Source organism: Streptomyces sp. NBC_01244, assembly GCF_035987325.1.
GTDB lineage: Bacteria > Actinomycetota > Actinomycetes > Streptomycetales > Streptomycetaceae > Streptomyces.
The window spans coordinates 141,254-155,733 of sequence record NZ_CP108488.1; the positions used below are offsets into that span (position 1 = coordinate 141,254).

General features: G+C 70.9%; 15 protein-coding genes and 4 pseudogenes. 14 read left to right on the forward strand and 5 right to left on the reverse strand.

Annotation, left to right across the window (positions count from 1 at the left end; genetic code table 11):
- Positions 1-215: 215 nt before the first annotated feature.
- From OG247_RS00675 to OG247_RS00685, 3 genes are read right to left on the reverse strand one after another with little or no spacing between them, the layout of a single operon-like run.
- Positions 216-1,289 (reverse strand): iron-containing redox enzyme family protein, encoded by a 1,074-nt coding sequence (locus OG247_RS00675; protein ID WP_327250291.1) that lies wholly within the window; start codon positions 1,287-1,289, stop codon positions 216-218.
- Positions 1,289-1,558, reverse strand: coding sequence for a CDGSH iron-sulfur domain-containing protein (locus OG247_RS00680; protein ID WP_442813190.1), 270 nt, complete (start codon positions 1,556-1,558; stop codon positions 1,289-1,291). Before OG247_RS00680 ends, OG247_RS00675 begins: the two co-directional genes overlap by 1 nt.
- Complete coding sequence (locus OG247_RS00685) at positions 1,542-2,228, reverse strand: HemK2/MTQ2 family protein methyltransferase (RefSeq protein WP_327250292.1); 687 nt, start codon at positions 2,226-2,228, stop codon at positions 1,542-1,544. The genes OG247_RS00680 and OG247_RS00685 overlap by 17 nt, the downstream gene beginning before the upstream one ends.
- 320 nt (positions 2,229-2,548) lie before the next feature.
- Between OG247_RS00685 and OG247_RS00690 the strand changes: the two genes are divergently transcribed.
- Positions 2,549-3,277 (forward strand): VOC family protein, encoded by a 729-nt coding sequence (locus OG247_RS00690; RefSeq protein WP_327250293.1) that lies wholly within the window; start codon positions 2,549-2,551, stop codon positions 3,275-3,277.
- Between the two features lie 201 nt (positions 3,278-3,478).
- Positions 3,479-3,721 carry a hypothetical protein gene (locus tag OG247_RS00695; protein ID WP_327257823.1) on the forward strand — a complete coding sequence of 81 codons (243 nt, stop codon included), beginning with the start codon at positions 3,479-3,481 and terminating at the stop codon, positions 3,719-3,721.
- On the opposite strand, the pseudogene OG247_RS00700 reads toward OG247_RS00695, so the two are convergent.
- A pseudogene (locus OG247_RS00700) lies at positions 3,699-4,042 on the reverse strand (transposase); the annotation flags it as partial. The gene OG247_RS00695 and the pseudogene OG247_RS00700 sit on opposite strands and share 23 nt — an antisense overlap.
- Before the next feature lie 134 nt (positions 4,043-4,176).
- Positions 4,177-4,359, reverse strand: a complete 183-nt coding sequence (locus OG247_RS00705; protein WP_327250294.1) for a hypothetical protein — start codon at positions 4,357-4,359, stop codon at positions 4,177-4,179.
- Positions 4,360-4,583: 224 nt separating this feature from the next.
- Here OG247_RS00705 and OG247_RS00710 point away from each other — a divergent pair, with 224 nt between their 5' ends.
- The 12 genes and pseudogenes from OG247_RS00710 to OG247_RS00765 all read left to right on the forward strand — a co-directional run bounded on the left by OG247_RS00710 (position 4,584) and on the right by OG247_RS00765 (position 14,412).
- Positions 4,584-4,901: a hypothetical protein gene (locus tag OG247_RS00710; RefSeq protein WP_327250295.1), complete on the forward strand. Its 318-nt coding sequence runs from the start codon at positions 4,584-4,586 to the stop codon at positions 4,899-4,901.
- Positions 4,902-5,623: 722 nt separating this feature from the next.
- Positions 5,624-6,292, forward strand: coding sequence for a response regulator transcription factor (locus tag OG247_RS00715; protein WP_327250296.1), 669 nt, complete (start codon positions 5,624-5,626; stop codon positions 6,290-6,292).
- Positions 6,289-7,413 (forward strand): sensor histidine kinase, encoded by a 1,125-nt coding sequence (locus OG247_RS00720; protein ID WP_327250297.1) that lies wholly within the window; start codon positions 6,289-6,291, stop codon positions 7,411-7,413. Before OG247_RS00715 ends, OG247_RS00720 begins: the two co-directional genes overlap by 4 nt.
- Before the next feature lie 157 nt (positions 7,414-7,570).
- The gene (locus tag OG247_RS00725; RefSeq protein WP_327250298.1) at positions 7,571-7,867 is read left to right on the forward strand and encodes a hypothetical protein; all 297 of its coding nucleotides are present in this window, start codon (positions 7,571-7,573) and stop codon (positions 7,865-7,867) included.
- Positions 7,852-8,502, forward strand: a pseudogene (locus OG247_RS00730) (cation:proton antiporter domain-containing protein); the annotation flags it as partial. The gene OG247_RS00725 and the pseudogene OG247_RS00730, both read left to right, overlap by 16 nt.
- Before the next feature lie 74 nt (positions 8,503-8,576).
- Entirely contained in the window at positions 8,577-8,873 is a 297-nt protein-coding gene (locus tag OG247_RS00735; RefSeq protein WP_327250299.1) for a TerD family protein, read from the forward strand.
- A 221-nt stretch (positions 8,874-9,094) separates the two neighbouring features.
- Positions 9,095-9,670: a TerD family protein gene (locus OG247_RS00740; protein ID WP_327257295.1), complete on the forward strand. Its 576-nt coding sequence runs from the start codon at positions 9,095-9,097 to the stop codon at positions 9,668-9,670.
- 139 nt (positions 9,671-9,809) lie between these two features.
- A pseudogene (locus OG247_RS00745) lies at positions 9,810-10,389 on the forward strand (TerD family protein).
- Between the two features lie 288 nt (positions 10,390-10,677).
- A pseudogene (locus tag OG247_RS00750) lies at positions 10,678-11,819 on the forward strand (DUF418 domain-containing protein).
- Between the two features lie 192 nt (positions 11,820-12,011).
- Positions 12,012-12,194 (forward strand): hypothetical protein, encoded by a 183-nt coding sequence (locus OG247_RS00755; protein WP_327250300.1) that lies wholly within the window; start codon positions 12,012-12,014, stop codon positions 12,192-12,194.
- A 92-nt stretch (positions 12,195-12,286) separates the two neighbouring features.
- Complete coding sequence (locus OG247_RS00760; protein ID WP_327250301.1) at positions 12,287-14,074, forward strand: ABC transporter ATP-binding protein; 1,788 nt, start codon at positions 12,287-12,289, stop codon at positions 14,072-14,074.
- Complete coding sequence (locus OG247_RS00765) at positions 14,071-14,412, forward strand: hypothetical protein (RefSeq protein WP_327250302.1); 342 nt, start codon at positions 14,071-14,073, stop codon at positions 14,410-14,412. Before OG247_RS00760 ends, OG247_RS00765 begins: the two co-directional genes overlap by 4 nt.
- Positions 14,413-14,480 lie beyond the last annotated feature (68 nt).

Sequence of the window (14,480 nt, forward strand, 5' to 3'; positions counted from 1 at the left end):
CCATGAGGGGCGCCCGCCTCGGGGCGCCTTGCGTCCAGTGTTCCCTCATGAGCCCGTCTCATCCTCGTCGTGGAGGACGTGCACAGCCGCCTCCTCGGCAGAAGCCGCTCCCCCGTCGGGGTCACGAGACGGCTCCGAATCGTCGGGTACGTACGGGACTCCCTCGCGCCTGCCCCATCGCGTCCTCCTGAACCGGGCGCGCACCCCCGTGTGCCCTATGCGGTGACGCCGCGGCCGGCCGGAGGCGTGCGCAGGGCGCTGACTCCTTGCTTCCACGCGGTACGGATGTGGGTCGCGAGGCGGTCCTCCAGGAGGACGGTCGCTGTGCAGCCGAAGGCGACATCGGGTTCCAGCCCTGGCTCGTCGGCCAGGAGTCCTCCGATGACCTCGTGGCGCACGACCTGCTCGTGGACGGCGTCGGCCTCGACGTGCTCGGTGTAGAAGTGCTCGGCGGCCGGACCGGCCCCGCAGCGCCGCATGGCGTTGGCCAGGCGCCGGGAGCCGGGGGAAGAGGTGACTTCGACGCACGCGAAGTGCCCGACGAGCGCGCCGCGCAGGGTCCGGTGCAGGCCGAAGAGGGACATCAGGTTCACGGTCGCGAGCAGGGGCGCCGGCGCCTGTTCCACGTAGCGGCCGTACGCGGGATCGAGGTCGAGGTCGGTCATGAGGTCCGCGAAGAGCCTCGCGTGGATGCGCTCCGCGCGCCCTGCCCCGAACTCGTCGTACTCGATCGCGGCCATCGCGGCCTTCGCCCGGCCTGTGAGCCGGGGGATGACCCAGACGTGCGGGTCGGCCTCCTTGAGGTGGTAGAGGGAGCGCAGGGCCGCGTACTCGCGCAGTTGCCAGAGCTCACCCTCGGTTTCGAGGTGGTGGCTGAGGCTCCCGGAGAGGTCCACGGGCTCGACGAGCAGCGGGGCGAAGGCCTCCTCCACCGATCGCGGCCCGTCCGACAGGCCCATGCGCAGGGCGTGCAGGAAGAGGTCCTCCAGGGCACGGCGCAGCCGCAGCAGGTCCGGGTCCCATTCCCGCGCGTCGTCCACTCCCTCGAAGCCCCGGTAGTGCGGTTCGTACAGCAGGTACAGGGCGAGCTGCAGGTCCTCACCCCACGGATCGGCCTTCAGTACCGCGCCGGGGGCGTACTCGGGTGGAGCCCCCGACCTCAGGGCCTCGATCACGGCGTCGGAGAGCTCGCCCCGCCCGTCTGCGAGGCGGGGGCCGGGGGCGACCGTCGTGACGCCGGCACTCGTGCCGGGCGTGGGCGGGCGCTGAGGCGTGGGCGTCAGGGTCATCACGGGCTCCTGTCGTCGGGGGACACCGATCGTTCGCGGCGTCGGTGGCTGGTGTCGCACCAGGGGTAGGTGCGGCTCCGGCGGCAGGTGCACACCGCGACGACGAACCGGTCGGACCGGGCCACCGTCCCGTCCTCGAGGGCGATCTCGACGGGGCCCTCCACCAATGCCGGGCCGCAGGGCTCGACCGTCACCCGGCGTGCACTGGCCTCCCTGAGCTCGGCGGGGCACGTACGGGCGGCGGCGGTGTCGTCAGTGGAGTCGGGCACGGATCACCACCAGCTCTTCCCATTCCTCCGCCGCGTCCACCAGGCCCCTGCGCTCCAGCCAGGCCCGCCGTGAGCGCAGGACGGGCCCCCAGGGCACCTCGGCCTTCGCGGTGACTTCCGCGGTCATCCCCACCCCGGTCAGCCGGGCGAGGGTCTCTCCCGCCCCGCACATGCCCGAGTGGACCATGAGCAGGAACCCGCCGGGCCGCAGTAGGGCCGGGGCGCCCGCACAGATGCGGTCGATGACCGCCCGTCCGTCGACTCCCGCGTCCCAGGCACGGGCCGGCCCGTGTGACGGCAGCCGGCTCCCTGGACCCGGGACGTAAGGGGGGTTCGAGACGACCACGTCGAATCGGCGTCCCGCGGTGCGTGCCTCGAAGTCCCCGTGGAGCACCCTGAGGGGAAGCCGGAGCTTCTGGGCGTTCAGGCGGGCCGTGGCCACCGCCCACCAGGACACGTCGACCGCCGTGACACGGGCACCCCTCCTCGCGGCGTGCAGGGCCAGGGCGCCGGTACCCGTTCCGATCTCCAGGAGGTCGGTGCGGGGGCCGATGTCCTCAAGCGTGAGGGCATCGGCGAGGAGCCGAGTATCCGTCTGCGGCCGATAGACGCCGTGCAGGGCCAGGAGACCGCCGGGCAATGCGGTCGGGGAGAGAGCAGTACTGGGCATCCGTTTCTCCGGTTTCACCGTGGCCCTCGGAACGGGCCGCCGGAACTTGATCAGGTGGTGCGCCTGCCCGGTCCGGAGCGCCCCATCCGGGGAGGCGTCGATCTTCGGAGGATCAGACGGAAACCCTCGGGTGCGGTTCAAACGGTGCGGGGCCTGCGCCGGCCCGGCACGCCGACACGACACGGGCCGGCGTGCGCCCGGGCGGCGGAAGCCGGGGCTACGGTGGAGGCGTCCCCTGCGAGGTGAGCGCCATGATGCGGCCCGGAGCTGTGTCCACGTCAAGCCATGAGGTCCTCGGCGCACCGTGCTGGGTGAGTCTGATGACCCGGGATCTCGATTCCGCCCGGAGGTTCTACGGAGCCGTACTGGGCTGGACCTTCCGCGGCACCCGCCTCGGAGAGCGGTTCACGCTCGCCCATCGCGACGGCGCTCCGGTCGCCGGCTTCGGGATGCTCGCCGACGATCTGTCACTGCCCGCCGCCTGGACGCCGTACTTCGCCGCCGACGACGCCGAACTCGCCGCCGCCCGCATCCGCGAGCGCGGGGCGACCGTGGCCGTCGGCCCCCTGGCCTTCGGAGCGGGCCGGGCCGTGCTGGCCGCCGACCCCGCCGGAGCGGTCTTCGGGCTCTGGCAGGGCCGGGTGCTCAGGGACTGGCGAGTGGGCCACGGCCCCGCTCCGGCCTGGCTGGAACTCCGTACGCGTGACGCCTTCGCGGCCGCCATCTTCTACGGGGAGGTGCTGGACTGGGCCGGCGAAGCACCCGGGTCCTGCGTGGCGGCCTACGAACACGACCACGTCGTCCTGCGCCACGGCAACGACACGGTCGCACGGATCAGCGGCGGAGCCGTGGACGAGGACCCCGACCCGCACGTCCGGCCCCGGTGGCACGTCCATTTCCGGGTGCCCGATCTGGAGGCCGCCGTCGCGGCCGCGACCAGCGCGGGCGGGAGTTCCGTCTCCCCCGTGGAAACCTCCGCAGCCGACCGGTCGATCACCCTTCGCGACCCCGAGGGCGGCCTGTTCACGATCCTGGCACCGCAGGGGTGAAGTCCTTCCGTAGTCGTCCGCCATCGGTGGCCGCTCCGGGCGGGGAACGGTGGGCCGGGTCCATAGCCAGGTCGTCCCGAGCTCTACCGGAGGGGCAGGCTTCCGCGTGAGGGGCAGACGTGAAACCCCTTCGCGCGCGTGGCCACCCGCCCTCTGGCCGCGCCCAGGGCTCTCGTGTGGATGACGGGCGACGTTTCTGCCGTGGCCGAGAGCCGGCCGGCCGGCTCCGCCGAGGCCGAAACCGCGAGGCTGCGCCGTTGCGTGGCGGAGCTCGGTGCGCCCCTTGGCCTGACGGGGAGCGGTAACGATCGGCTCGCCTTCGCGGGCGCGGCCCCCTTGGCCGATGTCCTGCGACATCTGGCCGACACCGTCGCTCCCGCCCGTTCCGAGGACGACTCCGTGCTCTTCGCCATGCGAATCGCTCCGGCCGCAGCCACGGGCTGACGTCCGCCCGCAAGCACCAGGCGCCCGTCCGCGGGCCGGGGCAGCGGCAGCCCGGCCGGCGTGCTTCGCAGCCGTGCGTCGTCGACGCGGCCGCGGTTGAGACCGCCGTGCAACGCGCCGTGCCCACGACGGTGTTCGGGTACCAGCGCCAGGTCGACCACGGTCCTCACCGGCCCGTCGGAGCACGGCAGCCCGTCACAAAGCTCGAACAGCTCGTCGCCCCGTCTGGTCAGGCACGCACCCATAGAACTCCGACCGGAAGTGTGACGCTTCCGCTAAGGCCTCACGGCGGACATCCTCATCCAGCAGACTCGACTCCACGGCCTTCGTCACGGTCAGGTGCGCTCCTTGGCCGGAGCACAGGATCAGGCGAAGGCCGCCCCTATATCCGCTGAACTGCCAAAACGCCGCTCAAGTGCGAGGGGCGTTCGACACCTGGACGATAAACGACAAGGTCAGAGGTTGTCCCAGAACCGGCGCCAGAAGTTGGCGCGCACATCGCTGATCCAGTGCCGGGTGTCGCAATGGAGCTTGGGAAACACGGGGAAGCGCTGCGGTACGGGGCGCCCACACCACTGGCACGGCTTCGTGCACCGCACCGAAGGGCCTGACGCGCCTGCGGGGTTGGTCTCGGTCATGGCACCACTGAACAGGCCCCCGGCGCGCCGTACCACGGTGCCCCTACTCAGTCCCCCTGCGCGTGGTACTCATACCGCGCCCCACATCGAACGGCACCGCCGGCCCATGTCAAGACACGGGATCCCGGGGCGTGACCGTGCGGGGGCGGACGAGGCGTACTGAACGCTCCAGGTCCGCTCCTGCGGACCACCGATCCACAGAACCATCAAACCCTGGAGTTCCCATGCCCCCCTCCCTCCGGATGCCCTGCCTCCTCACCCTGGCCGCTTCGGCCGCCGCGGTCGTCAGCGGCCTGCTGGTCCCGTCGACCGCGCTCGCCGCCACCACTGCGGCTCCCCACGCCCTCCTCGCGGACGACCGCGTCGTGGCCCCCGGCGATCCCGGCGCCGTCGACCGCGGGTCGAGCCTCCTTCTGGTCTCCCGTGACCGCTTCGGCGGCGGGGACCACGGGAAGGTCGGCTCCGACACTGGCATCCTCATCGATCCGCCCAAGCGCCACACCTGGGTCTGCGTGGCCGCGCCCTGCGAGCCCCCGACCTGACGGCCACGCCGGATCATGGCCGGGATGACTTCGCCCTCTTCCACATCAACATCCGGCGGCGAAGCGGCTTTCGGGTCCACGTCCAACTCAACACGCTGCGGTGGCCCGGCGGGCAGGACCCTCCCAAGCAAGGTCGACACCCGGCGTGGGCACGCATGCGCACCCGGCGACGAAGGAGCCCCCTGCTGACGTGACAGCGGCTTCGACGCCGTCTCTTGTCCAATGCCCACAACATCGCGCGCGGACCTCCGCGGCAGACCGCCAGCGGACTGCGGCCTCGCAAGAGGCTCACCTGCGGCAGTCCGTCCGTGGCAGCCGAAGGGTCCATGAGCAAACCCCTCCACGCGATCACCCTCGGCTGGGACCTGGAAGTCAGCAAGAGCCAGCATCAGAGCCCTCAGCACCGGTCCCGGACATCGCTCGCGCCCGCGAGATCGCACAGCGGTTCACCGCCCTGGTCCGCGACCCCACCGGCCGTCTGTTCTGCTGCCCAACTGGATCAGTGATGGGCAGAGTGACGCACCGCCAGCCCTCATTCCGGTCCGGCCGCTCCCAGATGCCCTGCCCGGCGGCGCGGTAGCGGAGACGTACCGACGCCTCCGCCGACTGGCGGGAACGCACCCCCCTACCGGCTGGACCCGGGCTCACGACGTCGCCGGAGATGCCCAGGGACCCTAGGGTCGGGTACGACGGGGTTCGATTGACGACGGGGTGCGACGCACGTGATTCGGGTAGTGGTGGTGGATGACGAGGCGCTGGTCCGATCCGGTTTCGGCCTCATCCTGGGCGCGGCAGAGGACATCGAGGTCGTCGCCACGGCGTCGGGCGGGGACGCCCTCGACGCGGTGCGGGAACACCGTCCGGATGTCGTCCTTCTCGATATCCGAATGCCGGACGTGGACGGCCTCACGGTTCTGACTCAGCTGCGCGCCCTGCCCGCTCCCCCTGTTGTGGCGATGCTCACCACCTTCGACACCGACGAGTACGTCCTCACGGCCCTCCACTCGGGCGCGGCAGGTTTCCTCCTCAAGGACACCGAACCGGATCACCTGCCCCAGTTGGTCAGGACCTTGGCCGACGGTGGAGTGGTGATGTCCTCCAAGGCCTCCCGGAGCCTGCTGCGCACGCATCCTGCTGCCGCGGGGCCTGCGGCCGTGGACGAGGAGGCGGCCCGCGTGGAGCGGCTGAGCGACCGGGAGCGGGACGTGCTCGTGCTGCTGGCGGAAGGTTTGTCCAACGCCGAGATCGGAACCCGTCTGCATCTGGGCACCGGCACGATCAAGGACCATGTCAGCGCCATCCTCACCAAACTGCGGGTGGCCGGCCGGGTCCAGGCGGCGCTGCTCGCCCAGCGAGCCGGGCTGCTGGACGCCGGCCGGGGAGGCCGGTGAGCGCCGCACTGGGGAAGCGGCTGTGGAATCGGGTACCGCCACCTGCGCGGGATGCCGCTCTGGTCGCCCTCGCCGCGCTGGACGCATGGCTCAGCCTCTGGGACGGCACCCCGCTCGGCTTCGCGCTCGCCGCGATCGCCTGCGGCGCCCTGGCCCTGCGCCGGCGGTTCCCGTTGGCCGTCTTCCTGCTCACCCTGCCGGCCACGCTGGCCCAGGACATCCTGGTCGCCCCGGTCGCCGCCCTCTACACCCTGGCCGAACGCTCGCGTGACCGTCGGCTGCTCGGCGCATGCGCCTTCATGTCCGCGATCGCCATGGCCGTGCAGTCCCCGCTGAAGGATGACCCGTCCAGCAGCCGGGCATGGACGCTGATCTTCTTGCTGTACAACCTGGCGACGGCCACCACCCCGGTCCTGCTGGGTCAGCTGGTCCAGGTACGGCGGGACTTGGCACGGCGTCTGGCGGAGATCGAGGAAGCACGGGAGCACGAGCGCGAACTGCACGCCCAGGCCGTCCTGGCCCGGGAACGCGCCCAGCTGGCCCGCGAGATGCACGATGTCGTCTCCCACCAGGTCAGCCTGATCGCGGTTCAGGCCGGAGCCATGCAAGTGGCGGCCAAGGACGCGGGCAGCAGGGAAGCGGCGCGCACCATCCGCTCCCTGAGCGTGGACACCCTCGACGAGCTGCGCACCATGGTCACGCTTCTGCGCGCCTCCGGCGGAGCCGCGACGGAACTCACCCCACAGCCCACCCTCGCCGACCTGCGCAGACTGGTGGCGTCCAGCGGCATCGAGGCAGAGCTCACAGGCGATCTCCCAGCCTCTGTGGGCACGCCCGCCCAACGTGCTCTGTACCGCACGGTGCAGGAGGCGCTGACCAACGTCCGCAAGCACGCCCCCGGAGCCACGGCGACCGTCGAGCTGTGGCACGACGGCGACGCCGTCGGCGTGACGGTCACCAACGGCCCGCCGTCCCGCCCCTCACTGCCCCTGCCCGGCGCACACCAGGGCCTGCTGGGCCTCAAGGAGCGCGCCGACATCCTGCACGGCGCCTTCGAGTCCGGACCGACCGGCGAGGGCGGCTACCGGGTGCGGATGCGGATCCCGTCCCGCGCGGACTGACCGCACAGCCCACCTCACACACGTAGTCCGGTCCATCGCCAGCGGGCATCCCGCCGCTCGGTGGCAGTTCCGCCTGCGCGCGAAGCGCCGACGCGCACGGCCCGGCCCCTTCTTCGCCCCGTATCCGTAACGTTCTGCGCCCCGAAACAGGAATCCCATGCTCTCCACCTTGATCGTGATTACGGCTGTGGCCGCCGAATGGGCGCTCCTCGCCGGATGGCTGGACCGGCGGCACATCAGGGCCCCTCTGGTGCTGGTCCTCGCCGGGATCATCACCGGGTTGTTCACCCAGAACGAGATCGCCGCCACCTTGAACTCCGAGGTCGCCCAGCACGTGGCCGAGGTCATCCTGGCGGTCCTGCTGTTCGTCGACGCGACCGAGCTGCCGGGCGGGCGACCGTTCGGCAAAGATCCCGGCGCGGCCGCCCGGCACTGCTGGTGGCGCTGCCCCTGAGTCTGGCCGCGATGCTCCTGCTGGGCTCGCTGCTGCTGCCCGCACTGCCCGTGGTAATCCTGCTGCTGATCGCGTGCGTCATCGTTCCGACCGACTTCGCCCCGGCCGAGACACTGGTGCGCGACACGCGCATCGCCGCACGGGTGCGCAACGTCCGGAACGTGGAGAGCGGTTACAACGACGGAATCGTGTCGCCCATCTTCCTGTTCGCCCTGATCCTCGCCGGTGCGACCACCCAAGCCCTCACGCCCATGCAGGCACTGGGCACAGCCCTTCCGTCCGCGGCGAAGGCACTCATCGTCGGCATCCTGCTGGGGCCGCTGCTGGCCTGGTTGATGAACTCGGCCGACCGCACGCACCGCATGACCGAACAGTCGCGCCGGATCCTCGTGCTGGTCGCCCCACTGCTCGCCTACACCATCACCGTGGCGGCCGGCGGCAACGACGCGGGCCCGCCGGTCGACGGGTGGCGCACCCGCCGGTCGGCGGGGAGAACCGGACACCTGTCGGATACCACCCGCCCAGAGCGATACGTGACGCTGTACCGCAACGGCGCGGAGTGGAAGATCCGCGCGGCCGGCCAGGGCTACGCCTCCGCCCCGACCGGCATCGCCCGTGACTTCGGCGCCAGCCTCCGGCACCGGAGCAACCCAGCCGGGAGGTGGTGGAGGCCGTCTCCTTCAATTACCTGGTCAGCACCTTCGGCGCGGTGAGGCACTCCGGCGGCTGCTGCCCGTGGGACGACGAAGCCATCACCGTCGATTTCACACGGGTCCGCCCGGAGGTCGATCAGGTCGTCTTCACCGTGAACTCCTTCGCCGGGGTGACCTTCGACAAGGTCGGACACGCCTACTGCCGTGTGGTGGACGACACCACGGGCGGCGAACTCGCCCGCTACACCGTGTCCGGCGGGGGCACCCACACCACCCAGATCATGGCCAAGCTCGTGCGCCTGCGCGTGGGCTGGCAGTTGGCCGCCATCGGCGAACCCGCGGCCGGGGAATGAAAGTTTCCGGACGACCGGCCCCTACCGGCGCGGTGTGGACCGCCCGGCGGACGCCATCCCGACACCTGGCCGACGCGTCGGCCGAGCGCAGAAGCATGGAGCCCCCGATGTCGATCACCACCCGCACCCTGCTCGCCGGTGCTGCCGCCGCGGCCATCCACCGGCACCGTCCCGCACCGTCGGGCCGGGCCGGATCCCACCAAGAGCAAGGAGAGAACCCCATGGGTGTTTCGCTGTCCAAAGGCGGCAACGTTTCCCTGAGCAAGGAGGCCCCGGGCCTGACCGCGGTGCTGATCGGCCTCGGCTGGGACGTGCGCACCACGGCCGGCGTCGATTTCGACCTCGACGCGAGCGCGTTGCTGTGCAACGAGGGCGGCGAAGTCCCCTCCAGCTCGCACTTCGTCTTCTACAACAACCTCAAGAGTCCGGACGGTTCGGTCGAGCACACCGGCGACAACCTCACCGGTGAGGGCGAGGGAGATGACGAGGTCGTCAAGGTGAACCTCGGGGCCCTTCCGGCCGACGTGGTGAGGGTCGTCTTCCCAGTCTCCATCCACGACGCCACCGCGCGTTCGCAGAACTTCGGCCAGGTGCGGCAGGCATACATCCGCGTGGTGAACGAGAACGGCGGGGCCGAGCTCGCCCGCTACGACCTGAGCGAAGACGCCGCCACCGACACCGCGATGGTCTTCGGCGAGCTGTACCGCAACGGCGCGGAGTGGAAGTTCCGCGCCGTGGGACAGGGTTACGCCTCCGGCCTGGCCGGCATCGCCCAGGACTTCGGCGTCCGTCTCTGACACCGGAGCCACCCAGCCCCCGCCGCCCGCGCCGTCCACGCGGAACCCCCCCCTCCGCGTGCGGGCGGCGGGCCCCACCGGGCCGCCGCACCCGCCCGGCCCCAGCCCCAGCCCCCTGATCAATCCCGGGAGCCTCTATATGTCCACAGTCCTCGCCAAAGGCCAGACGATCAGCCTGGCCAAGTCCGACGCGCCCCCCTCATCCGGGTACGCATGGGCCTGGGCTGGCAGGCAGCCCAGCGCAAGGGTTCCTCGGAAAACTGATCGGGCCCAAGGAGATCGACCTCGACGCCTCCGCACTGATGTACTCGGGCCGGGAGATGCTGGAGGTCGTCTACTTCAACTACCTGGTCAGCTCCTACGGCGCGGTGAGGCACTCCGGCGACAACCGCACCGGCGGCGACGGACCGGGGGACGACGAAGCCATCACCGTCGACTTCACGCGCGTCCCCCCGGAGATCGATCAGATCGTCTTCACCGTGAACTCCTTCACCGGAGTCACTTTCGACGAGGTCGGACACGCCTACTGCCGGTTGGTGGACGACACCACGGGCCGCGAACTCGCCCACTACACCTTGTCCGGCGGGGGCTCCCACACCGCCCAGATCATGGCCAAGGTCATCCGACTGCCCGAGGGCTGGCAGCTGGCCGCCATCGGCGAACCCGCGGCCGGAGAAACCTTCCAGGAGCTCCTGCCCAGCATCGACCGCTACCTGTGACAGTGCGGTAGACCGGTTCGAAGGCTGAAGGCCGGGGGGCTGTGGGCAGGCGTGCGCACAGCCCCGCCGACTGCCTGATCCTGCCGGACCGGTCGGGACAACGCCCGCCGGTCGGCGGGGTGGTCACCGCCGACCGGCGGGGCCGTTACCGAAGCCTGCCGGATGGCCCGGATCCCGCGTCACCGCGAGATTCTCCCTATGAAACAGATGCAGCCGCCCCTGGAGACCTCGCCTCCTGAGCCTCGAAACTCGCCCGAGTCCGCCGTGCCGGCCTCGCCCGGTCCGTCGATGGGACGCCTCGTCGGGGTGGACCTGGCCCGCGCGTTGGCGGTGTTCGGCATGTACGTCGTGCACATTGGCCCGCGCTGTCGGCCACGGACGGCGTCGGCAGTTGGATCCGGTACATGTCGGACGGTCACTCGTCGGTCCTGTTCGCCACCCTCGCCGGGTTCTCACTGGTGCTGATCGCCGGCCGCCGCGAGCCGAAGACCGGCCTGGCCGGCCGGCAGGCGAAGGCCCGGATCGCGATCCGCGCCGTGATCCTGCTGGCGCTGGGCACCGTGATGGCCATGGAATACGGGTCAGTGGTCATCCTCGCCTTCTACGGGGTCTACTTCCTGCTGGCCCTGCCCCTGGTGCGACTGCGGGCCAGGACACTCGCGATCATCGCGGCCGGCCTCGCCCTAGTCACACCACAGCTGTCATTCGCCCTGAACTCGCTGCTGACCCAGCCGGTCCGGCAGAGCATCAACGCCTACGACCCGCTCCACCGGCTCAGCGACCTGGGAGTGCTCGATCTGCTGTTCACCGGCTTCTACCCGACGATCACGTGGATGCCGTTCGTGATCGCCGGGATGGCGCTGGCCCGACTCGACCTGTCCGCCACCACCGTCCAGCGGCGCCTGGCCGCACTCGGTGCCGCCCTCACCGTGGCCGCGTACGGCACGTCCCTGCTGCTGGCGGGCAAGGACGCGCTGCGGAGCACGGCGGAGAGCGGGAAGCCGTCCGGCGGCTCCGAGGCGGCGTCCTCCGCCGGCGGATCCTTCGACGCCCGCAGGTCGGCCTCGGATCTGTTGTCCGCCGGGCCGCACAGCGGCACCACGTTCGACATCATCGGCAGCGTCGGCGTCGCGATCCTCGTGATCGTGTGCGCGACGGTGCTGATGGACCGTCTGCCGCTCCTGCACCGTCTGGCGAAACCGATCATCGCCGTGGGCGCCATGTCCCTGACGGCCTACGTCGGCCACTTCGTCATACAGGGCTGGCTGCCCGGATTGGGCGCGACCTACGACGAGGGGTCCTGGGTGACGCTGATCAATTTCGTCCTCGGGGCGATCGTGTTCGCCGCGCTCTGGTCCCGCTTCTTCCGCCGCGGACCGCTGGAATCTCTGCTCAACGCCGCCACCAAGCCGGCGAAGTACATCCGATGAGGTCCGGCCGGGGTGGCCTGCCCTCCTGCCCCACCCCGGCCCGGACACGCCGCGCGCGGCTCGCCGCTGACACCGCCCTACCTCACCAGTGGGCACACCAGCCACCTGGGGGGTCTGCTCCAGCCACCTGGGGGTTGGGGTCCGGATGACTGTCGGATACCCGTGAGCCTGCCCCTCGCCGAGTCTGGACGCATGGACGACAAGCGAGTGGACCGAGACGGCAGGTACTCGTCGCACGGACATCTCAGGGGTGGCCGGGAAGCCGGCCTCCTCGTCTTCCTCGCGGCGGCCGGAATCCTGGCGGTCCTCCGGCCTGATCAGTACGCCGGCCTGGTCCACCACGCCGGCGGGATCCTCGCCGGGCTGTCCGGCTGAACACTCCGCCCCCAGTTGACACACCGGCACGACCTGGTGCTCAGATCCGCGACCGCAGTGACCGGGCAACCGGACGACAAAAGGACCACGTCATGACCGCGACCGACCCATCGGCCGCCGACACCGCACGACTGACCGCCCCGAAGACGTTCCAGGCGCTGTACGCCCATTTCCGACCGCACCACAAGGCCGTCTCGCTCGCCGCCCTGCTCACCCTGATCGGGGCCGGGAGCGGGTTGCTGCAGCCCCTGGCCACGAAGGTCCTCGTGGACCGGCTGGGCTCCGGCGAGACGATCAGCAGGATCCTCCTGGCCCTCACCGCGCTCGTGGTGCTGGGCGCGGTGCTCCAGGCGCTCGGCGCGTACGTGCTGGAGCGGATCGCGGAGTCGGTCGTACTGGCCGCCCGCCGCACCCTGGTCGGCCGGCTGTTGCGGCTGCGCCTCACGGAGGTCGAGCGGCACCAGCCGGGCGACCTGATGTCCCGGGTCACCTCCGACACGACGCTCCTGCGCGCCGTCACCACCCAGGCGCTCGTCAACGGTGCCACCGGCGTCGTAACGCTGGTCGCGGCCATCGTCATGATGGCCTTCATGGACGCCGTGCTGCTCGGCGTCACCCTGTCTGTGGGCGTGCTGATCGGCGGGGCCGTCGGCCTGGTGATGCCCAGGATCGCGCAAGCCACCGAGCGTGCGCAGGAGGCGGTCGGGGAGGTCTCCTCCGTCCTCGAGCGGATCTTCGGTGCGCTGCGGACGGTCAAGGCCTCAGGTGCCGAACAGCGCGAGAACGCGGTCGCCGACGCGGCATTGCAGCGGTCGTGGCGGCACGGCGTGACGAGTGCGAAGTGGGAGGCGGTGGCGGAGGGGTCGGTCGGTCTGGCCATGCAGCTGTCGTTCCTCGCGGTGCTCGGGGTCGGCGGAGCACGCGTGGCCTCCGGAGCGATCCCCGTGTCCACTCTGATCGCCTTCCTGCTCTACCTCTTCTATGTCATCGAGCCGGTGGAAAGGCTGGTCCAAGCGGCCTCCGCGTATCAGGAGGGATCAGCGGCCATCGCCCGGATCGACGAAGTAGAGCGGCTCGAAACGGAGCCCCTGGACCAGGAGCACCCCGAGCGCCCCGGAACATCGGCGGCGGCCTGCGGCCCGGCGGCGGTCCGCTTCGAGGACGTGGGTTTCCGCTACCGCGATGACCTTCCGCCCGTCCACCACCAGGTCGACTTCGAGGTGTGCAGCGGCGGCATGACGGCCTTCGTCGGCCCCTCGGGAGCGGGCAAGTCGACCGTCTTCGCGCTGATCGAGCGGTTCTACGAGACGACCGGAGGCCGGGTTCTGATCGACGGCAAGGACGTCCGGGACTGGTCGCTGCCGGAGCTGCGGGGCGCCATCGGATACGTGGAGCAGGACACGCCGGTTCTGGCCGGGACGCTGCGGGAGAACCTGATCTTCGCGGCGCCCGACGCGGCCGACCAGGACATCCACGACGTCCTGGTCCGGGCGAAGCTGGACACGCTGGTGGACCGCCTGCCGCAGGGACTGGAAACCCCGGTCGGACACCGCGGTACCAAGCTGTCGGGCGGCGAGCGGCAGCGCATCGCGATCGCCCGCGCCCTGCTGCGCAAACCCCGGCTCCTGCTCCTGGACGAGGCGACCTCGCAGCTCGACGCCGTCAACGAACTGGCGGTACGCGACGTCATCACGCAGGCAGCCCGAACCACCACCGTCCTCGTCGTGGCACACCGCCTCTCCACGGTGACCCACGCCGACCGGATCGTGGTGATGGACGCGGGGCGGGTACGAGCGGTGGGCACCCATATGGAACTGCTCGACCAAGACAGCCTGTACGCACGCCTGGCGGCCACCCAGTTCCTGGGGCCGGCACGGTGACCATGAAGCTTTCCCGGATGGGCGCGGGCGTGGCGCTCCTTGGCGCCGCGGTCGCGGCAGTACTCGCGAGCGGCCCCGCACAGGCCTCAGTGGGCGAAGTCGGGATCAGCCACGTGTTCTTCATGGCGCACTGCGAGTCGTGCGTGCATGACAGCACCACGCAGGGGGACGTCACCTTCAATTCCACCGCCGAGCCGGGCCCCGCACCGACCAGTGAACCGGCAACCGGTTGGGTACGCACCGAAACGGTGATGCTGGGCGGCGGCGCTTTCGCCGCCGCCACTGCCGCGGTCCTGGGCCTCGCCGCTCGGCGCCGGATCGCGCGCCACAACGACTGACGGGCTACGGCCTCAGCTTGATCGTTTTCGCATGACCCGGGCGGGCTCGGCCTTCCGCCGAGCCCGCC

What these genes read in the sequence shown, in the direction of transcription:
- OG247_RS00755 (WP_327250300.1), top strand. Translation starts at nt 12,012, where the DNA reads ATGGACGACAAGCGAGTGGACCGAGACGGCAGGTACTCGTCGCACGGA.
- OG247_RS00690 (WP_327250293.1), top strand. Translation starts at nt 2,549, where the DNA reads ATGACCCGGGATCTCGATTCCGCCCGGAGGTTCTACGGAGCCGTACTG.
- OG247_RS00705 (WP_327250294.1), bottom strand. Translation starts at nt 4,359, where the DNA reads ATGACCGAGACCAACCCCGCAGGCGCGTCAGGCCCTTCGGTGCGGTGC.
- OG247_RS00725 (WP_327250298.1), top strand. Translation starts at nt 7,571, where the DNA reads ATGCTCTCCACCTTGATCGTGATTACGGCTGTGGCCGCCGAATGGGCG.
- OG247_RS00675 (WP_327250291.1), bottom strand. Translation starts at nt 1,289, where the DNA reads ATGACCCTGACGCCCACGCCTCAGCGCCCGCCCACGCCCGGCACGAGT.
- OG247_RS00740 (WP_327257295.1), top strand. Translation starts at nt 9,095, where the DNA reads ATGGGTGTTTCGCTGTCCAAAGGCGGCAACGTTTCCCTGAGCAAGGAG.
- OG247_RS00685 (WP_327250292.1), bottom strand. Translation starts at nt 2,228, where the DNA reads ATGCCCAGTACTGCTCTCTCCCCGACCGCATTGCCCGGCGGTCTCCTG.
- OG247_RS00710 (WP_327250295.1), top strand. Translation starts at nt 4,584, where the DNA reads ATGCCCCCCTCCCTCCGGATGCCCTGCCTCCTCACCCTGGCCGCTTCG.
- OG247_RS00760 (WP_327250301.1), top strand. Translation starts at nt 12,287, where the DNA reads ATGACCGCGACCGACCCATCGGCCGCCGACACCGCACGACTGACCGCC.